Here is a 19,289-nt window from a genome sequence, read left to right as displayed (position 1 = left end):
GCTCCTGAAAAAGTGTGCAGATGCCAATGCGCGCGCATCAGCACTCGATAATGTTGACCGCCAAACCGCCACGGGCGGTTTCCTTGTATTTGCTTTTCATGTCGGCGCCGGTCTGGCGCATGGTGCGGATGACCTTGTCGAGGGAGACGAAGTGCTGACCGTCGCCGCGCAGGGCCATGCGCACAGCATTGATGGCTTTCACCGAACCCATGGCGTTACGCTCGATGCAAGGCACTTGCACCAGCCCGCCGATCGGATCGCAGGTCAGGCCGAGGTTGTGTTCCATGCCGATTTCGGCGGCGTTTTCCACTTGCTGCACGGTGCCGCCCAGTACTTCGCATAGGGCGCCGGCGGCCATGGAACAGGCCACGCCGACTTCACCCTGACAGCCGACTTCAGCGCCGGAGATCGAGGCGTTTTCTTTATAGAGAATGCCGATCGCGGCCGCGGTCAGCAGAAAACGCACGACGCCGTCTTCGTTGGCGCCGGGGATGAAGCGCATGTAGTAATGCAAAACGGCGGGGACGATCCCTGCCGCACCGTTTGTAGGTGCAGTCACCACGCGTCCGCCGTTGGCGTTTTCTTCGTTGACCGCCAGTGCATAGAGGTTGACCCAGTCCAGTACCGACAGCGGATCGCGCAGGGACGATTCCGGGTTCTTGCACAGTTGCCGATGCAGCGCTGCCGCACGGCGTTTGACCTTCAAGCCACCGGGCAAAATGCCCTCGTTACGGCAACCGGCGTCGACGCAGTCCTGCATCACTTGCCAGATTTTCAGCAGGCCGGCGCGAGTTTCCGCTTCCGGGCGCCAGGCACTTTCGTTGGTCAGCATCACCTGGCTGATCGGCAAGCCATAAGTAGCGCAGTGTCCGAGCAGGTCCTTGGCGCTTTTGAACGGGAAGGTCAGTGGCGTGGCGTCTTCGACGATGCGGTCGGCGCCAGCGGCGTCTTCATCGACCACAAAACCGCCGCCGACCGAGTAGTACTCGCGGCTGCGAATTTGCAGGCCGGCAGCGTCGAAGGCGCGAAAGATCATGCCGTTGGGGTGATAGGCCAACGGTTTGCGAATCATCGCCAGGTGCAGTTTTTCATTGAATTCGATGGAGTGCTCACCGAGCAGGTTCAGACGACCGCTGCTGCGAATCTCTTGCAGGCGGGTGGCGACTGTTTCGGTGTTCACGGTGTCAGGGTGTTCGCCTTCCAGGCCCAGCAACACAGCCTTGTCGCTGCCATGGCCTTTACCGGTGGCGCCGAGTGATCCGTAGAGCTCGACTTTGACGCAGGTGGTCGCTGCCAGCAGCCCTTCACGGCGCAAACCTTCGGCGAAACGCGCAGCAGCACGCATCGGGCCGACGGTGTGCGAGCTGGAGGGGCCGATGCCAATCTTGAACAGGTCGAACACGCTTAACGACATGGTTGTTCTCCGGTTTCTTGTTATAGGCGCAACGCGAAACTGTAGGAGCGAGGCTTGCCCGCGAAGCTTTTGGCAGTCTTTATGGCCTCTTCGCGGGCAAGCCTCGCTCCTACAGGGGAATGTGGTGTTCTTGAAAGTGGGGGCGAGCGAACCCGCCCCTCACTTGTTTAAGCGTAGCTTTCGATCGACGGGCAGGCGCAGACCAGGTTGCGATCGCCAAACACGTTGTCGACCCGACCGACCGGTGGCCAGTACTTGCCTTCGATCAGCGACGCGACCGGATACACCGCTTGCTCACGGCTGTACGGATGCGTCCACTCGCCGACCAGCTCCGCCGCGGTGTGCGGGGCGTTTTTCAGCGGATTGTCGTCCTTGTCCAGGGTGCCGTTTTCCACTGCGCGGATTTCTTCGCGGATGCGGATCATGGCGTCGCAGAAGCGGTCCAGTTCTTCCTTGGATTCGCTTTCGGTCGGCTCGATCATCAGCGTGCCGGCGACCGGGAACGACATGGTCGGGGCGTGGAAGCCGAAGTCGATCAGGCGTTTGGCGACGTCATCGACGCTGATGCCGCTGCTGTCTTTCAACGGGCGCAGGTCGAGGATGCATTCGTGCGCCACCAGGCCGTTGCTGCCGGTGTACAGCACGGGATAGTGCTCTTCGAGGCGCCGGGAAATGTAGTTGGCATTCAGGATCGCCAGTTGCGATGCGCGCTTCAGACCCGCGCCACCCATCATCCGAATGTACATCCAGGTGATCGGCAAAATGCTCGCGCTGCCGAACGGTGCGGCGCAGACCGCGCCTTCTTTGCGTGCCATCTGCGCGTGGCCCGGCAGGAACGGCGTCAGGTGCGACTTGACGCCGATCGGGCCGACGCCCGGGCCGCCACCGCCGTGCGGGATGCAGAAGGTTTTGTGCAGGTTCAGGTGCGACACGTCGCCGCCGAACTTGCCCGGTGCGCAGAGGCCGACCATCGCGTTCATGTTGGCGCCGTCGATGTACACCTGGCCGCCGTGGTCATGAATGATGCCGCAGATGTCGCGGATGCCTTCTTCGAACACGCCGTGCGTCGACGGGTAGGTGATCATCAATGCCGCGAGATGCTCGCGGTGCTCGATGGCCTTGGCGCGCAGGTCTTCGATGTCGACGTTGCCACGGGCATCGCAGGCGGTGACGACCACGCGCATGCCGGCCATGTTGGCGGTGGCCGGGTTGGTGCCGTGGGCGGACGAGGGGATCAGGCAGATGTCGCGACGGTCTTCGCCACGGCTCTGGTGATAGGCGCGAATCGCCAGCAGGCCGGCGTACTCGCCTTGCGAACCGGCATTCGGTTGCAGCGAAATCGAATCGTAACCGGTGGCGGCGCAAAGCATCGCTTCCAGTTCATCGGTCAGTTGCTGGTAGCCGGCGCTTTGCTCGGCCGGGGCGAACGGGTGCAGGGCGCCGAATTCGGCCCAGGTCACCGGGATCATTTCGCTGGCGGCGTTGAGTTTCATGGTGCAGGAACCCAGCGGGATCATGGTGCGATCCAGCGCCAGGTCCTTGTCGGCGAGCTTGCGCAGGTAGCGCATCAGCTCGGTTTCCGAGTGGTAACGGTTGAACACCGGGTGGCTGAGGATCGGCGATTGACGAACCAGTGCCGCTGGAATGGTCGCTTGAACGGAAGCGGCGAGGGCGGCGAAATCTGGCAGCGCTTGGCCGTCGGCCAGCAGGGCCCACAGGGTTTCGACGTCGGCCTGGCTGGTGGTTTCGTCGAGGGACAGGCCCAGACGTTCAGCATCGACCACGCGCAGGTTGATGCGTTGGGCGCGTGCCAGGTCGTGCAGCGTGGCGGTGTGCGCACCGGTTTTAATCGTCAGGGTGTCGAAGAAGCTGGCTTGCTCAACGCTCAGACCGAGGGCGCTCAAGCCTTGGGCCAGAATCGCGGTCAGGTGATGCACGCGCTGGGCGATCTGCGTCAGGCCTTTCGGGCCGTGGTACACGGCGTACATGCTGGCGATGTTGGCCAACAAGACCTGGGCGGTGCAGATGTTGCTGGTGGCCTTCTCGCGGCGGATATGTTGCTCGCGGGTCTGCATCGCCAGGCGCAGCGCCGGCTTGCCGAAACGGTCGACGGACACGCCGACCAGACGGCCCGGCATGTCGCGTTTGAACGCATCCTTGGTGGAGAAATACGCCGCGTGCGGGCCACCGAAGCCCAGCGGCACGCCGAAGCGTTGCGCGCTGCCGATGGCGACGTCGGCACCGAATTCGCCCGGCGGGGTCAGCACGGTCAGGGCCAGCAGGTCCGCCGCGACCGCGACCAGCGCGTTGGCGGCGTGGAAGCGTTCGGTCAACGCGCGGTAATCGAAGACGTCACCGTTGCTCGCCGGGTATTGCAGCAGGGCGCCGAAGAACGGCGTCACGTCGCTCAATTCACGCTCGTCGCCAACGATTACGTCGATGCCCAACGGCTCGGCACGGGTGCGCAGCACGTCGAGGGTTTGCGGGTGGCAGTGCACCGAGGCGAAAAACGCGTGGCTGCCCTTGTTCTTGCTCAGGCGTTTGCAGAAGGTCATCGCTTCGGCGGCGGCGGTGGCTTCGTCGAGCAAGGAAGCGTTGGCGATCGGCAGGCCGGTCAGGTCGCTGATCAGGGTCTGGAAGTTCAGCAGCGCTTCGAGACGGCCCTGGGAAATTTCCGGCTGGTACGGCGTGTACGCGGTGTACCAGGCCGGGTTTTCCAGCAGGTTGCGCAGGATCGGCGACGGCGTGTGGGTGCCGTAGTAACCCTGGCCGATGTAGGTCTTGAACAGCTGGTTTTTGCCGGCGATGGCTTTGATCGAGGCCAGGGCCTCGGCTTCGCTCAGGCCGTCTTCGAGGCCGAGGACGCTGGTGCCTTTGATGCTGTCGGGAATGACGCTGGCGCTCAGGGCTTCCAGCGAGTCGAAGCCGAGGCTGTTGAGCATGGCTTGCTCGTCGCCGGCACGCGGGCCGATGTGGCGCGCGATGAATTCGTTGGCGGTGCTAAGGTTTACTTGAGTCATGTCGGGCGCTCCTCAGGCTTCGGCGTTGGCTTTGATCAGACGGTCGTAAGCGTCTTGATCCAGCAGTTTGGCGACAGCCGAGGCATCACTTGGCTGGAAGCGGAAGAACCAGCCTTCACCCAGCGGATCTTCGTTGACCAGTTCAGGACTGCTGTCCAGCGCCGGGTTCACTTCCAGCACTTCACCGTCCAGTGGCATGTACACGCCGCTGGCGGCTTTTACCGATTCCACGGTGGCGGCTTCAGCGCCTTTGTCGTAGGACTGCAGCTCAGGCAGTTGTACGAAAACCACGTCGCCCAGGGCGTTCTGTGCGAAAGCGGTGATGCCGACTGTGACGGTGCCGTCAGCTTCGGTACGCAGCCATTCGTGATCTTCAGTAAAACGCAACTCGCTCATGGAAACTCCTAAGGGGGGCCAGACTCGTCTGGTGGACGCGATTGAATGCGGGCAAAGCCCTGCTTTATGGATGGCTACTAAGCAAAATCGCGGCCAATGTTTTTTAATCGTTATAAATCAATTGCTTAGGTGTTTTTTCAATGTGCACGACAATAATGGCTGTAGCGAAATCGCTACAGCCAGAAGCAAAGAAAAAAGCCTAAGTGGATCAAAGCCTTGCACAGCGGTGATCGGGAGAGTGTGTAGCGATATCGTTCCACTGTAGCGCTTTCAGTACAGATGGAGGTCGTTTTTAAGCACGATTTTTGAAGCTGACATGATCGTTCCCATGCTCCGCGTGGGAACGCCTCAATGGACGCTCTGCGTCCGCTTTGGGACGCGGAGCGTCCCGGGCTGCATTCCCACGCAGAGCGTGGGAACGATCAAGCTTCAGGGTTTGTTGGGAATGCCGTACTTGCGCAACCGATGGGCAATTGCCGTGTGAGAGGTTTGCAGGCGGCTGGCCAGTTGGCGGGTCGAGGGGTAGCTGACGTAGAGTTTTTCCAGCAGGGTTTTCTCGAACTCTTCCATGGCCTGTTCGAGGCTGTCGACGTCGCTGTCGCTCTGGCGCGCCACCGAGGTGCCAGCGATATCGAGGTCGCCGATATCGACCAGGCTGCTTTCGCAAATGGCGGCGGCGCGGAAGATTACGTTCTGCAATTGCCGCACGTTACCCGGCCAGCGATTGCCCAGCAGTGCCGGATAAGTGCCCGGCGCGAGTCGACAGACCGGGCGCTGAATCTGCGCGCAGGCCTGCTGCATGAAGTAGCGGGCGAGCAGCAGGATGTCCTGGCCGCGTTCGCGCAGGGGCGGGACTTCGACGTTCAGGACGTTGAGGCGATAGAACAAATCTTCGCGGAACGAACCTTCGCTGACCATTTTTTCCAGATCGCGGTGCGTGGCGCTGAGGATCCGTACATTGACCTTCACCTCACGATCCCCGCCGACCCGGCGGAAGCTGCCGTCGTTCAAGAAGCGCAGCAATTTGGCTTGCAAGTACGGCGACATCTCGCCGATCTCATCGAGAAACACCGTGCCCTGGTTGGCCAGTTCCATCAGCCCCGGTTTACCGCCCCGTTGCGCACCGGTGAAGGCGCCGGGGGCGTAGCCGAACAGTTCGCTTTCGGCGAGGTTCTCCGGCAATGCCGCGCAGTTCAGCGCCAAAAAGGGCGAACTGTGTCGAGCGCTGATGGCGTGGCAGGCACGCGCAACCAGTTCTTTGCCGGTGCCGGTTTCGCCCTGGATCAGCAACGGCGCATCGAGGGCCGCAACGCGCTGGGCGCGGGCCTTGAGGGTCCGAATCGACGGAGACTCACCGAGCAGCGCATCGAACCCTTCGGCATGGTCGTGGTGCAGCGCCGAAAGGCGTTCGCCGATGCGGTTCGGTTGATACAGGGTCAGCAGGGCGCCGGCGTCGGTAATCGGTGTGGCATCCAACAGCAACGTCTGGCCGTTGACGGTGACTTCCCGCAGCGGCAGGCGGAAGCCGTTTTCCAGCAGGGCTTCGAGCAGTGTCGGGTCGGCGAACAGGTCAGCAATGCTTTCGCCGTCAGGCTCGCGCCCGTACAAGGCAATCAGTGCCGGGTTGGCCAGCAACACCTTGCCGGCACTGTCCAGCGCCAGGACCGGGTCGGTCATGGCCGCGAGCAACGCATCAAGCTGCAGGTGCCGACGCTGACCGGGAAGAATGTCGACCACCGTCACTGCTTGCACGCCGCGCACGCTGAACAACGCATCGCGCAGCTCTTCGAGGACTTCCGGGCTCAAGGTCGGGGCGTCGATATAGACGTTGGGCGGGACCATTTCCACCGCATCCAGATTGAGATTGCGCCCACCGAGCAAGGCCAGGACTTCCTGGGTAATGCCGACGCGGTCGATGAAGCTGACGTGGATACGCATGGGGCGTTTTTTGGTTCTGGAGTGCGGAGGGTGGCAAGTATGCCTTGGAGGAGAGGGTTAGGTGAAATTCCAGGTCGCTGATCGTTCCCACGCTCTGCGTGGTAACGCCGCCATGGACGCTCCGCGTCCACGCTGACGCGGAACGTCAGGGGATGCATTCCCACGCTGAGCGTGGGAACGATCACAGGCCTTCAGATCCGATCCAAATGCTCAGGTTTCACCGGGTCGCCGGATTTGACGTCGAGCTGCGCCCGCACATCTTCAAACATGGCGTCGTACTCCTTGTGTATCGAGCCGATACTGGCCTCTTTGGGCATCCCGTACTTCTGCGCGATGCGCGTGGCATGCCGGGCGAAGTCGAATGCCTGATCCTTGGGCAAGAAGAACTCTTCCTTCAGGTCCTTACCCTCGACCGAACCATGCATCTTGAAGAGCATGCCCTGACCTTCCTTGGGGTCTTGGCTGACTTCATAGTCGATGCTCAGGCTGTAACTGTAATCATCCTTGTTCAGCGCGTGGCGCTCGATGTGCAGGTGACCGGGCTCGAACGTTGCCATTTGGCGTCTCTCCTTCAAAAAGGCATTGAATCAGGGCAGACCTCAAGCCTGCCCTCGGAGTTTCTTTTATTGATCGCTAATCCGGGTGTCGCCGAGTCCGAGAGTGAACCGATCATCACGACTTTTCCAGTCTGTCGGGCGAACTTAGTTCATCCTGCCCAGCGTGGTCTCATCGGCAAATGGAGGCGTTATGAAGGTGCTGCTGGAGTACCCGCCGCCCTATGACTGGTCGGCGATGCTGGGGTTCTTGTCGGCGCGGGCGATTGTCGGGGTCGAGGCAGTCGTCGATGGCGTTTACTCGCGCAGCATCGGCTTGAAAGGTGTTCATGGCACGATTTCGATCAAGCCTGCGGCGGCGGATGCACTTGAGTTGACGCTGGATTTCCCTGATTCAGCGGCTGTGCCCGAGATCATCGCGCGGCTGCGGCGGATGTTTGATCTGGAGGCGAACCTGGCAACGATTCATCGGCAGCTGGGGGTTGATCCCTTGATGGCGCGATTGATTGCCGAGCGTCCGGGGTTGCGGGTGCCGGGGGCGTGGGACGGTCTGGAACTGGCGATTCGTGCGGTGTTGGGGCAGCAGATTAGCGTGGGCGCGGCGATCAAATTGGCGGGGAAACTGGTGGCGCAGTATGGCGAGCCGTTGGCTTCATCGCTGCCCGGCGTGACCCATGTGTTTCCTCAGGCTGCCGTTTTGGCGTCAGTGGATTTGGCCACGTTGGGGATGCCGAAAAGCCGTGGTCGAACGCTGTCGGGTGTGGCGCAGGCCTTGCTCGATGATCCTTTGTTGTTTGAGCCGGATCGGGAGGGCGGCGTTGCGCGACTGCTGGCGTTGCACGGCATTGGTGACTGGACGGCGCAGTACATTGCCTTGCGACAGTTGCGCGATCTGGATGCGTTTCCGAGCGGGGATGTGGGGTTGATCAATGCGCTGGCGGCGCTTGAAGGTGAGGCGGTGACGGCTCGGGGGTTGTTGCAGCGAGCTGAAGGTTGGAGACCTTATCGAGGATATGCGGCGCAGCTTCTTTGGACTTCACTCTCCCGGCCCGACTGATGATCGTTCCCACGCTCTGCGTGGGAATGCAGCTATGGACGCTCCGCGTTCACTGTGACGCAGAGCGTCACGGGATTCATTCCCACGCAGAGCGTGGGAACGATCAGTGGTTTACCATTGCGCGCGATGTGAACCTAATTCTCCAGCAGCAAGTGCCCACTGCAACGGTGTCCCCGTTATTTTCAATGGCACATGAAGTCGATGCGCCGGCCCCCAAGGGGTCTGTTCAACCAACATCCCTTGATCGCTGTCATCTTCTGCCCGCAACGGCTCATCCGTCCCCGCGCCGTTTTCAATCAGCAACTTCGCCGTACGCGCCAACGATAAGCGCGCCGATCCACCGCGCCCCAATAATCGAATCGCACTGGCCGCCATCAAATACCCGGTAGCGTGATCGAGCGCTTGCAATGGCAATGGCATCGGCTTGTCCGCGTGTTTCCACTGCATGCCGGTGTCGGCGATCCCGCTACTCATTTGTACCAGGCTGTCGAAGCCGCGACGGTTCTGCCACGGGCCGCTCCAACCGTAGGCATTGAGGCTGACGTCGATCAGGCCGGGCGCCAGTTTCTGGCGTTCGGCGACGCCGTAACCCAGGCGTTCCAGTGCGTCCGCGCGGTAGCCGTGGAGCAGAATGTCAGCGTCCTTGAGCAGGCTTTCGAACACCGCGCGATCAGTCTTGTCGTGCAGGTCCAGGCGCGCGCAGCGTTTGCCCAGGGTGACTTCCGGCACCACGCCCGGTTCGTTCCAGGTCGGTGGGTCGATACGTAAAACGTCGGCGCCAAGGCCTGCCAGAAAGCGGCTGGCAATCGGGCCTGCGAGCACTCGGGTTAAATCCAGTACCTTGATCCCGGCCAGCGGTTGCGCCACCGAGCCTTGCCATGGTTTCGCGTTCTGGCGGCTGTTATCAGCAAACTGAATCAGCGGCTCGGCGTTCACGGCCTGACCTTGGGGATGCGCCTGCCATTGCGCCCAGGTACGCATCTCGGCGGCGCAACCACCGGCATCGACCACGGCCTGCTCCAGATCACGTTTGGCCCATTGAGCAACCTTGCTCGCCATCGCTGCACGGTCGGCACAGGCACCGAGCACTTTTTCGGCAGCGGCGCGGTGATGGGGCGCGTTGGTGTGCAGGCGGATCCAGCCATCCTTTGTGACGTAGTCACCAGCGACCGGGTCCCAGAGCGGCGGGATGCTCCAGCCTACCGGGCGGATTGAAGTGGCGAACCAGAATGAGGCCAGGCGGCGGTCGACCTCAAGGGTGGGTAAGCGACCGGTTTGTTGCTGGAGCCATTCGCTGACAGTCTGGCCGGCAGCGGCAATGCTGGCGCACGCCAGGTCGGTGACGGCAAACGCCGAGGGCAGGGCACCGCTCGAGGTGAACTTGACCTGGGTGTGAGGCAAGCCGAGTGCGGCTTGAATGGACGTGAGTAAATCAGTCATCGAAGGCCCTCCGGGAAGAGGGCTTCATGATAGATCGTTCCCACGCTCCGCGTGGGAATGCCTCAATGGACGCTCTGCGTCCGCTTTGGGACGCGGAGCGTCCCCGGCTGCATTCCCACGCAGAGCGTGGGAACGATCATTACACCCGAAACTGATCCATCAATTTCATCTGATGGGTGGTCAACGAGTTGAGCTGGCTGCAGATCTGCGCTGACTCGGTGGCCTGCCCGGTCAAGGTTTCGGTGACGGTGCGGATCGCCGAGACGTTGCGATTGACCTCTTCGGCCACGGCGCTTTGCTGTTCGGCGGCGCTGGCGATTTGCAGGTTCATGTCGCTGATGACCGTCACCGCGTCGCTGATTTTGCTCAAGGCCTGCACCGCCTGCTGGATCTGCCCGGCGTTGCTGTGGGCCTGGGTCTGGCTCGAATGCATGGTGGCAACCACGCCGCGGGTGCCGGTCTGGATGCGTTCGATCACGATGCGAATTTCTTCCACCGAGTCCTGTGTGCGTTTGGCCAGGTTGCGCACTTCATCGGCGACCACCGCAAACCCGCGACCGCTTTCTCCGGCACGGGCTGCTTCAATCGCCGCGTTGAGCGCCAGCAAGTTGGTTTGTTCGGCGATGCTGCGGATCACTTCCAGCACCGAGCCGATCTGCTCGCTGTTGACCGCCAGCGCTTCGACTTCGGTCACCGCTTTGCTGACTTCGTCGGCCAGTTGATTGATGTCGCGGGTACTGCGTTCGATGATCGACATGCCATCGCGGGCTGATTGATCAGCACCTTTGGCCGCGTTAGCCGCGTTCGAGGCACTGTTGGCGACGTCGTGTGCGGTGGCGCTCATTTCGTTCGACGCAGTGGCGACCTGGTCGATTTCGCGGAACTGCACCTGCATGCCTTCGCTGGTCTGGCGGGCGATTTCCGAGGACTGGTCGGCCGTGCCGCGCGCATCGGTGATGCTTTGTTTGATCTGCGCGATGGTCGGTTGCAGCTTGTCGAGGAAACGGTTGAACCAGCTGACCAGTTCGCCCAGTTCGTCTTTTTTGCTGTAGTGCAGACGTTGAGTCAGGTCGCCGTCGCCACTGGCAATCGCCTTGAGCATCTCGGCCACGCTATTGATCGGCCGAGTCACGCCGGACGCCGTGAGCCAGATCAGCACCAGGCCGACCAGGCCGGCAATGACCGCCACCAACACCGCTTTGAGGGTGCCGCTTTGCTGGGCGTCATCGAGTACGGCTTGCAACTTTACCGAGTCGGCCAGCAGCACTTGTTTCGGCAGGTCGATCACCACGCCCCAGGCTTTGGACTCGGCAATCGGACTGACCGGGTACACCGCGCGAATCAGGTCGCCCTGTTCGAGAATTTTCGGCGTACCACCGCTGAGCAGTTGCAGGACGTCCTTGCCGTCCGCGCCCAGGGTGTCGCCGATGCTTTTACCGACCTTGCTCGCGTCCACGCTGTAACCGGCGAGCACGCCGCTGCCGGAGACGATCAGCATGTGCCCGGCGCTGTTGAACAGATCACGTTGTGAGTCGACAGCCGCCGCTTGCAGCGCGTCGAGGGCAATGTCCACACCGACCACGCCGATGGATTTGCCATCCACCAGCAGCGGTACGGAAATGGTGGTCATCAGCATTTCCTTGCCGGCGACGGTATCGGCATACGGGTCGAGCAGGCAGGTACGCTTGCTGTCGCGAGGGCAGGTGTACCAGCTGTTATAGGGTGTGCCGCTGAGGCTCAAGGTGGTTTTGGTCATGTCATCTTCGACCATGATCGTGTTGATCCCGGCGCCGCCGGCACGGCTCCAGTAGCTGGCGAAACGACCGGCTTCGTTGGACTGGCGAGCCGCATCGTTGGCGAACTCGCTGTCCTTGCCGTCCAGACCATTGGGTTCGAATGCCAGCCAGATCCCCAGCACTTTGCTGTTGCGCTCGAAGGCGGTTTTCAGGCTCTGGTTCAACTCTTCGCGCAGCGCGCCAGCTTCAAGGGAGCGCTTGCTCGCCAGGGTGCGCAAGTCCTTGATCTGATCGGCCAGGGCGGTCACCACCAGCAGGCTTTCACCGAACGTCTTCTGCACCCGCACCGCTTGCTCGGCGGCCTTGGCCTGGAGCAGGTTCTGCACACTGGCGGTGAGCATCTTGCTGCTGGAGGCACTGACCAGCTCATCGTTCTGATCGGTCTGGTAGAAGTTCATGCCGACGATCAAGACGACCACGCCAAGCAGGCACAGACCGGACAGCAGGACGATTTTCAGGCGGATGGAGAGAGAGTCGAACATAGGACGAACTCGCGAATGGATGAGGTGTTGGCTGTGAGTCGGGATCGACCCGGTTCGCCAAGTCCATTCAGCGCCATTTCATGCACATCGGCGGGGGCGCAGGTTGCATGAACGCGAAGCCGACGAACGGTAATAGGTGATCGTTTGCGCAGGAAAATGCCCTGAAAAGGACAGAAATTCAGGAGATTATCGGCAACGATTCCGGTCGCGCGGCAGGGTGAGGCAGGAGGCTCGATCGTCAAGTCCTCCTGCAGGAGCAAGCGCCCACAGAAGGGCGCATTTAGCCAGGCCAGTTCCGGGGTGCTGGCGTAAACCTGTTCCAGCACCACGGTGAAGGTTTAGGCGCGGCCCAGCAGATAGGTTGCGTAATCGGGGATCCGATGTTCGTGCTCCTGCTCCATCATCGGGCTGCTGAGCAGGTAGTCGGCGCTGCATTCGTTGCAGGCGACGGGAATGTTCCAGACCGCCGCGACTCGCAATAACGCCTTGATGTCCGGGTCGTGCGGCTGTGGTTCGAACGGGTCCCAGAAGAACACCAACATGTCGACCCGCTGCTCGGCGATTCGCGCACCGAGTTGCTGGTCGCCGCCCAATGGACCGCTGATCATGCTCTCCACAGGCAGATCCAGGCGTTGTTGCAACAACAACCCGGTTGTGCCGGTGGCGACCAGTTCATGTTGCGCGAGCCTGTCTTTCTGCCGCTCGGCCCAGTCCAGCAAAAACACCTTGCAGTGGTCATGGGCGACCAAGGCAATACGCTTGCGCGCTGCCATGGTCTTTTGCGTAAAGCTGATACCGATCATCGGTTGCTGCTCCTGCTTTTTCACGGCGGGTTATTCAGCGTTGCACAGCGCCAGGCAGTTATCGAGCATGCGGTTGGAGAAGCCCCATTCGTTGTCGTACCAGGCCAATACCTTGAGCAACTTGCCGCTGGACTTGGTGTGGTTGGCGTCAAAGATCGACGACAGCGGATTATGGTTGAAGTCGCTGGAGACCAGCGGCAGGGTGTTGTAGCCAAGAATCTTCGAGTGCTGGCTGGCTTCTTTGAGCAGTGCGTTCACTTCATCGGCCGACGCTTCGCGCTTGAGCTGCACGGTCAGGTCCACCAGCGACACGTTGATCACCGGTACGCGCACCGACATGCCGGTCAGTTTGCCCGCCAGTTCCGGCAGCACCAGGCCCACCGCTTCTGCGGCGCCGGTCTTGCTCGGGATCATGTTCTGGGTGGCCGAACGTGCACGATACGGGTCGACATGATAGACGTCGGTCAGGTGCTGGTCATTGGTGTAGGCGTGGATCGTGGTCATCAAACCGCTTTCGATGCCCAGTTCGCGGTGCAGCACTTGAGCGACGGGGGCCAGGCAGTTGGTGGTGCACGACGCGTTGGAAATAATCTGGTGGGACTGGCGCAGAATGTCGTGGTTAACGCCATACACCACGGTGGCGTCGGCACCTTTGGCCGGGGCCGAGATGATCACTTTGCGTGCGCCGGCCGTGATATGCGCGGCGGCTTTGTCTCGGTCAGTGAACAAACCTGTGCATTCGAACACGACATCAATCTTTTCCGCGGCCCAGGGCAGTTCGGCCGGGTTACGAATGGCGCTGACAGAAATACGGTCGCCGTTGACGGTCAGGCTTTCCAGATCATGCTGGACATCGGCGTCGAACGTGCCGTGAACGGTGTCGTACTTGAGCAGATGAGCGTTCATCGCGCTGTCGCCCAGGTCATTGATGGCAACGATCTGCAGGTCCTGGCGATAACCTTGGGTATACAGTGCGCGCAGGACGTTACGGCCAATTCGGCCAAAACCATTGATTGCGATTCGAAGAGTCATTTAACAGGGCCGCCGTCGTTTTGTTGTTGGAATTACAAGATTATTCGCATAAAAATAGAAAACAAGCCTTTTTAATGGCAATATTTTGTTCAATCTACAACGAGTGACCTGAATCAACTGGTCCGACCGAACAAGAAAACCGTCTGTCATCCCATCGACAACGGTTCTTGCTCAGCATAGACAATCAGGTCGCCATATCCGTTAGCCTGGAGTTCTACACATGCATCCCCGCGTCCTTGAGGTCACCGAACGGCTTATCGCCCGCAGCCGCGCCACGCGTGAGGCTTACCTAGCACTGATTCGTGGTGCTGCCAGCGACGGTCCGATGCGCGGCAAGCTGCAGTGCGCCAACTTCGCCCACGGCGTAGCCGGGTGCGGCACCGACGACAAGAACAGTCTGCGAATGATGAACTCCGCGAACATTGCGATTGTTTCGTCATATAACGACATGCTCTCGGCGCACCAGCCCTACGAAGTCTTTCCTGAACAGATCAAAAAAGCCCTGCGTGAAATCGGCTCTGTCGGCCAGTTCGCCGGTGGCACCCCGGCCATGTGCGATGGCGTGACACAAGGCGAGCCAGGCATGGAACTGAGCCTGCCGAGCCGCGAAGTGATTGCGCTGTCCACCGCCGTGGCGCTGTCCCACAACATGTTCGACGGCGCGCTGATGCTCGGCATCTGCGACAAGATCGTGCCGGGCCTGATGATGGGCGCGCTGCGCTTCGGTCACTTGCCGACGATCTTCGTGCCGGGCGGGCCGATGGTCTCGGGCATTTCCAACAAGCAGAAAGCCGACGTCCGTCAGCGCTATGCCGAAGGCAAGGCCAGTCGCGAAGAGCTGCTGGAATCGGAGATGAAGTCCTACCACAGCCCTGGTACCTGCACTTTTTACGGCACCGCCAACACCAACCAGTTGCTGATGGAAGTCATGGGCCTGCACTTGCCGGGCGCCTCTTTCGTCAACCCGAACACGCCGTTGCGCGATGCCCTGACCCGCGAAGCGGCGCATCAGGTCACGCGTCTGACCAAGCAGAGCGGCGACTTCATGCCGATCGGCGAAATCGTCGACGAGCGTTCGCTGGTCAACTCCATCGTGGCCCTGCACGCCACCGGCGGCTCGACCAACCACACGCTGCACATGCCGGCGATCGCCATGGCGGCGGGCATTCAATTGACCTGGCAGGACATGGCCGACCTCTCCGAGGTGGTGCCGACCCTGAGCCACGTCTATCCGAACGGCAAAGCCGACATCAACCACTTCCAGGCCGCGGGCGGTATGTCGTTCCTGATCCGCGAACTGCTGGAAGCCGGCTTGCTCCACGAAAACGTCAACACGGTTCTGGGCCATGGCCTGAGCCGCTACACCATGGAACCGTTCCTCGAAAATGGCGAACTGGTCTGGCGCGAAGGTCCGATCGAAAGCCTCGACGAAACCATCCTGCGTCCGGTCGCTCGCGCATTCTCGCCAGAGGGCGGCTTGCGGGTAATGGAAGGCAACCTCGGCCGTGGCGTGATGAAAGTTTCCGCCGTGGCGCTGGAAAACCAGATCGTCGAAGCACCCGCCATGGTGTTCCAGGATCAGCAGGACTTGGCCGATGCGTTCAAGGCCGGTTTGCTGGAGAAGGATTTTGTCGCTGTGATGCGCTTCCAGGGCCCGCGTTCCAACGGCATGCCGGAGCTGCACAAGATGACGCCGTTCCTCGGCGTGCTGCAGGATCGTGGCTTCAAAGTGGCGTTGGTCACCGACGGGCGCATGTCCGGTGCGTCGGGGAAAATTCCGGCGGCGATTCACGTCAGTCCCGAAGCGTATGTGGGTGGCGCTTTGGCGCGCGTCCAAGAGGGCGATATCATCCGCGTCGATGGCGTCAAAGGCACCTTGGAGCTTAAGGTGGACGCCGAAGAATTCGCGGCGCGCGAACCTGCCAAGGGCCTGTTGGGCAATAACATTGGCAGCGGTCGCGAACTGTTTGGTTTCATGCGCATGGCCTTCAGCTCGGCGGAGCAGGGCGCCAGCGCCTTTACTTCTGCCCTGGAGACGCTTAATTGAAACTGGCTTTGGTCGGTGACATCGGTGGGACCAACGCACGTTTCGCGTTGTGGAAAAACCAGCAGTTGGAATCGATCCAGGTGCTGGCGACGGCCGACCACGCCAGCCCGGAAGAGGCCATTGCTCTCTACCTGAGCGGGCTTGGCCTGGCGCCGGGTTCGATCGGTTCGGTGTGCCTGTCGGTGGCAGGTCCCGTGAGTGGCGATGAATTCAAGTTCACCAACAATCACTGGCGACTCAGCCGCAAGGGTTTCTGCAAGACCTTGCAGGTGGATCAACTGTTGCTGGTCAACGACTTCTCGGCCATGGCGCTGGGCATGACCCGTTTGCAGCCGGACGAGTTTCGGGTGGTCTGCGAAGGCACGCCGGAACCGTTGCGACCGGCGGTGGTGATTGGTCCCGGCACGGGCCTCGGCGTCGGCACGTTGCTGGATCTCGGTGAAGGGCGGTTTGCCGCGTTGCCGGGGGAGGGCGGTCATGTCGATTTGCCGTTGAGCAGCCCACGTGAAACTCAGTTGTGGCAACACATCTTCAACGAGATCGGCCATGTCAGCGCTGAAACGGCATTGAGCGGCAGCGGTTTGCCTCGGGTTTACCGGGCGATTTGTGCGGTGGACGGTCATGAGCCCGTGCTGGATTCCCCCGAGTCGATTACCGCTGCCGGTCTGGCCGGCGATCCGATTGCCCTGGAAGTGCTTGAGCAGTTCTGCTGCTGGCTGGGTCGTGTGGCCGGCAACAACGTGCTGACCACGGGCGGACGGGGTGGTGTGTACATCGTGGGCGGGGTGATTCCGCGGTTCGCCAATTTCTTCATTGAAAGCGGCTTTGCCCGGTGCTTTGCCGACAAGGGATGCATGAGCGATTACTTCAAAGGCATCCCGGTGTGGCTGGTGACGGCGCCGTACTCCGGCCTTGTTGGCGCGGGTGTGGCGCTCGACCAGACGCAGTAATGATCGTTCCCACGCTCCGCGTGGGAATGCAGCCCGTGACGCTCCGCGTCACTGGACGCGGAGCGTCCCTTGAGGCATTCCCACGCGGAGCGTGGGAACGATCGAAGTTCATCAGGCATAATCCGCCCAATTCAAACAACAAGGATGCCGTCCCGTGAGCTCAGTCAACAAGTCGATTTTGTTGGTCGATGACGATCAAGAGATACGCGAGTTGCTGGACACCTACCTGACCCGCGCCGGTTTCCAGGTTCGTACCACGCCCGATGGTGCAGGCTTTCGTCAGGCGATGAACGAGGCGCCGAGCGATCTGGTGATTCTCGACGTGATGCTGCCGGACGAAGACGGTTTCAGCCTCTGCCGCTGGATCCGTCAGCACCCGCGCCAGGCCCAGGTGCCGATCATCATGCTCACCGCCAGTTCCGACGAGGCCGACCGCGTCATCGGTCTGGAATTGGGGGCGGACGACTACCTCGGTAAACCCTTCAGCCCACGCGAATTGCAGGCGCGCATCAAAGCCTTGTTGCGCCGCGCGCAGTTCGGGCAGGAGCGTTCCGGCAGTGAAGTGTTGGCCTTCGATGACTGGCGCCTGGACATGGTCAGTCACAGACTGTTCCACATCGATGGCGAAGAAGTGATTCTCTCCGGCGCCGATTTCGCGCTGCTGAAACTGTTCCTCGATCACCCCCAGGAAATCCTCGATCGCGACACCATCGGCAACGCCACCCGTGGCCGCGATTTGATGCCGCTGGATCGCATCGTCGACATGGCCGTCAGCCGTTTGCGCCAGCGCCTGCGTGACACCGAAAAACCGCCGCGGCTGATCCGTACCGTGCGCGGCAGCGGCTACCAACTGGCCGCCAATGTGGTTGCCAGCAATGGCCACTGAGTTTTTCCGCAAAGTCGCCGCACGAATCCCCGTGCCGCGTTCGCTGCTTGGGCGGATGTTACTGCTGACGCTGTTGGCGGTGTTGTTCGCCCAGACGCTGTCGAGCGTGATCTGGGTCTCGCAACTGCGCGCCACCCAACTTGCAGGCCTGGTCACCAGCGCCCGTAGCCTGGCCCACTCGATGACGGCCAGCGTCAGTTACTTCCGCTCTTTGCCGGTAGCGTTTCGTCCATTGGTGCTCGATCAATTGCGCAGCATGGGCGGCACCCGTTTCGTGGTGACGCTTAACGACAAGCCCTTGGGCATGGAAGTGCTGCCGATCACCCCGCGCAAGGCCGCCGTGCTCAAAGTGGTGGACGAAGTGCTGCGCGAGTCCCTGGGTCACGACACGGATATCTCGGTGACCTTTGTCAGTCCCGAAGACCTGCGGATCTTCAACAGCGGGCTGAAACTCGATGAATTGCCGCGCTCATGGGCGCATTACGCGCTCACTTTGGAGCCGGTGAACCCGCCGGTATTGGTCACCCAAATCCAGATGGCGCCGGGCGAATGGCTGTACATCGCCTCGCTCTTGCCCGAGCCTTACACCAGTCTTGAAGAGCAAGGCCTGCCGGCGCAGCAAGTCTGGTTTATCGTGCTCACCAGCGGTTTCTTGCTGTTGTTCATTGGCTTGCTGGTGCACTGGCAGAGCCGGCCGCTCAAACGCTTGGCGCGTGCAGCACGGGACATGTCCCTCGGCGCGGAAGTCGAGCCAGTGGCGGAGGGCGGCGGCAGTGAAGTGGTCGAGGTTGGCCGCGCCTTCAACGCAATGCGCGAACGCATCAGCCGCTACCTGACCGAGCGCAGCCAGTTGTTCAGCGCGATTTCCCATGACTTGCGCACGCCGATTACCCGGTTGCGACTGCGGGTGGAACTGCTTGAAGACGAACAGTTGCAAGCCAAGTTCGGTCGCGATCTGGATGAGCTGGAGCTGCTGGTCAAAGGCGCGCTGCAATGCGTGAAAGACACCGACATCCACGAAAACATCGAACCGGTGGACCTTAACCACGTGCTTGATTGTCTGGTGGAGCCGTACCTGGCGCCCAACGGTAATGGTCGCGTCACTCAGCAAGGGCGTGCGCTGGCGGCGTATCCCGGTAAACCGTTGGCGCTCAAGCGTTGCATCGGCAACCTGATCGACAATGCCTTGAAGTATGGGAAGAAAGCGCATTTGCACATTGATGACGACCAGAGTGCGTTCATCCTGCATGTGGACGATGAGGGGCCAGGGGTGCCGGAGCGACGGATGGAGCAGGTGTTCGAGCCGCACTTCCGATTGGCCGGGCAGCAGCAGGGTTATGGGTTGGGGTTGGGGATTGCGCGAAATATTGCGCATAGCCATGGGGGGGAGGTCAGCCTGCAGAATTTGCGTGAGGGTGGGTTGAGGGTGACGTTGCAGTTGCCTCGGTCGGTGGATTGAGTTTCTGGCTCTTTG

Annotated in this window: 13 protein-coding genes and 2 pseudogenes; 5 read left to right on the top strand and 10 right to left on the bottom strand. The window is 61.2% G+C overall.

Features of this window, described 5'->3' with window-relative positions; genetic code table 11:
* Positions 1-37: 37 nt before the first annotated feature.
* From ACYZT5_RS17730 to ACYZT5_RS17710, 5 genes are all read right to left on the bottom strand, one after another.
* A complete protein-coding gene (locus tag ACYZT5_RS17730; protein WP_462046711.1) occupies positions 38-1,414 on the bottom strand; it encodes an L-serine ammonia-lyase in 1,377 nt (458 codons plus the stop codon).
* Positions 1,415-1,581: 167 nt separating this feature from the next.
* A complete protein-coding gene (gcvP, locus tag ACYZT5_RS17725) occupies positions 1,582-4,434 on the bottom strand; it encodes an aminomethyl-transferring glycine dehydrogenase (RefSeq protein WP_462046710.1) in 2,853 nt (950 codons plus the stop codon).
* A gap of 12 nt (positions 4,435-4,446) precedes the next feature.
* Positions 4,447-4,830, bottom strand: a complete 384-nt coding sequence (gcvH, locus tag ACYZT5_RS17720; protein ID WP_449643494.1) for a glycine cleavage system protein GcvH — start codon at positions 4,828-4,830, stop codon at positions 4,447-4,449.
* A 429-nt stretch (positions 4,831-5,259) separates the two neighbouring features.
* Positions 5,260-6,768, bottom strand: a complete 1,509-nt coding sequence (locus ACYZT5_RS17715; RefSeq protein WP_462046709.1) for a sigma-54-dependent transcriptional regulator — start codon at positions 6,766-6,768, stop codon at positions 5,260-5,262.
* 191 nt (positions 6,769-6,959) lie between these two features.
* Complete coding sequence (locus ACYZT5_RS17710) at positions 6,960-7,325, bottom strand: DUF5064 family protein (RefSeq protein ID WP_462046708.1); 366 nt, start codon at positions 7,323-7,325, stop codon at positions 6,960-6,962.
* Between the two features lie 190 nt (positions 7,326-7,515).
* On the opposite strand from ACYZT5_RS17710, the gene ACYZT5_RS17705 reads away from it, so the two are divergent.
* Positions 7,516-8,379 (top strand): DNA-3-methyladenine glycosylase family protein, encoded by an 864-nt coding sequence (locus ACYZT5_RS17705; RefSeq protein ID WP_462046707.1) that lies wholly within the window; start codon positions 7,516-7,518, stop codon positions 8,377-8,379.
* A 111-nt stretch (positions 8,380-8,490) separates the two neighbouring features.
* Here the strand turns inward: ACYZT5_RS17705 and ACYZT5_RS17700 are convergent, their stop codons facing one another.
* From ACYZT5_RS17700 to gap, 5 genes and pseudogenes are all read right to left on the bottom strand, one after another.
* Positions 8,491-9,819, bottom strand: a complete 1,329-nt coding sequence (locus ACYZT5_RS17700) for a CoA transferase (RefSeq protein WP_462046705.1) — start codon at positions 9,817-9,819, stop codon at positions 8,491-8,493.
* Positions 9,820-9,958: 139 nt separating this feature from the next.
* A pseudogene (locus tag ACYZT5_RS17695) lies at positions 9,959-10,486 on the bottom strand (methyl-accepting chemotaxis protein); the annotation flags it as partial.
* Between the two features lie 378 nt (positions 10,487-10,864).
* Positions 10,865-11,956, bottom strand: a pseudogene (locus ACYZT5_RS17690) (methyl-accepting chemotaxis protein); the annotation flags it as partial.
* A gap of 479 nt (positions 11,957-12,435) precedes the next feature.
* Positions 12,436-12,900 carry a methylglyoxal synthase gene (locus ACYZT5_RS17685; protein ID WP_462046704.1) on the bottom strand — a complete coding sequence of 155 codons (465 nt, stop codon included), beginning with the start codon at positions 12,898-12,900 and terminating at the stop codon, positions 12,436-12,438.
* Positions 12,901-12,930: 30 nt separating this feature from the next.
* Positions 12,931-13,932: a type I glyceraldehyde-3-phosphate dehydrogenase gene (gene gap / locus ACYZT5_RS17680; protein ID WP_140676771.1), complete on the bottom strand. Its 1,002-nt coding sequence runs from the start codon at positions 13,930-13,932 to the stop codon at positions 12,931-12,933.
* A 220-nt stretch (positions 13,933-14,152) separates the two neighbouring features.
* Between gap and edd the strand changes: the two genes are divergently transcribed.
* The 4 genes from edd to ACYZT5_RS17660 all read left to right on the top strand — a co-directional run bounded on the left by edd (position 14,153) and on the right by ACYZT5_RS17660 (position 19,274).
* Complete coding sequence (gene edd, locus ACYZT5_RS17675; RefSeq protein ID WP_462030798.1) at positions 14,153-15,979, top strand: phosphogluconate dehydratase; 1,827 nt, start codon at positions 14,153-14,155, stop codon at positions 15,977-15,979.
* A complete protein-coding gene (locus ACYZT5_RS17670) occupies positions 15,976-16,929 on the top strand; it encodes a glucokinase (protein ID WP_462046703.1) in 954 nt (317 codons plus the stop codon). Before edd ends, ACYZT5_RS17670 begins: the two co-directional genes overlap by 4 nt.
* 154 nt (positions 16,930-17,083) lie before the next feature.
* Positions 17,084-17,815, top strand: a complete 732-nt coding sequence (locus ACYZT5_RS17665; protein WP_008155851.1) for a response regulator — start codon at positions 17,084-17,086, stop codon at positions 17,813-17,815.
* Positions 17,805-19,274: an ATP-binding protein gene (locus ACYZT5_RS17660; RefSeq protein WP_462046702.1), complete on the top strand. Its 1,470-nt coding sequence runs from the start codon at positions 17,805-17,807 to the stop codon at positions 19,272-19,274. The genes ACYZT5_RS17665 and ACYZT5_RS17660 overlap by 11 nt, the downstream gene beginning before the upstream one ends.
* The last annotated feature ends 15 nt before the right edge of the window (positions 19,275-19,289 follow it).

Source organism: Pseudomonas sp. LB3P14, from assembly GCF_054898045.1.
This window is presented reverse-complemented; position numbering and strand designations above follow the sequence as displayed.

What these genes read in the sequence shown, in the direction of transcription:
- ACYZT5_RS17730 (WP_462046711.1), bottom strand. Translation starts at nt 1,414, where the DNA reads ATGTCGTTAAGCGTGTTCGACCTGTTCAAGATTGGCATCGGCCCCTCC.
- gcvP (WP_462046710.1), bottom strand. Translation starts at nt 4,434, where the DNA reads ATGACTCAAGTAAACCTTAGCACCGCCAACGAATTCATCGCGCGCCAC.
- gcvH (WP_449643494.1), bottom strand. Translation starts at nt 4,830, where the DNA reads ATGAGCGAGTTGCGTTTTACTGAAGATCACGAATGGCTGCGTACCGAA.
- ACYZT5_RS17715 (WP_462046709.1), bottom strand. Translation starts at nt 6,768, where the DNA reads ATGCGTATCCACGTCAGCTTCATCGACCGCGTCGGCATTACCCAGGAA.
- ACYZT5_RS17710 (WP_462046708.1), bottom strand. Translation starts at nt 7,325, where the DNA reads ATGGCAACGTTCGAGCCCGGTCACCTGCACATCGAGCGCCACGCGCTG.
- ACYZT5_RS17705 (WP_462046707.1), top strand. Translation starts at nt 7,516, where the DNA reads ATGAAGGTGCTGCTGGAGTACCCGCCGCCCTATGACTGGTCGGCGATG.
- ACYZT5_RS17700 (WP_462046705.1), bottom strand. Translation starts at nt 9,819, where the DNA reads ATGACTGATTTACTCACGTCCATTCAAGCCGCACTCGGCTTGCCTCAC.
- ACYZT5_RS17685 (WP_462046704.1), bottom strand. Translation starts at nt 12,900, where the DNA reads ATGATCGGTATCAGCTTTACGCAAAAGACCATGGCAGCGCGCAAGCGT.
- gap (WP_140676771.1), bottom strand. Translation starts at nt 13,932, where the DNA reads ATGACTCTTCGAATCGCAATCAATGGTTTTGGCCGAATTGGCCGTAAC.
- edd (WP_462030798.1), top strand. Translation starts at nt 14,153, where the DNA reads ATGCATCCCCGCGTCCTTGAGGTCACCGAACGGCTTATCGCCCGCAGC.
- ACYZT5_RS17660 (WP_462046702.1), top strand. Translation starts at nt 17,805, where the DNA reads ATGGCCACTGAGTTTTTCCGCAAAGTCGCCGCACGAATCCCCGTGCCG.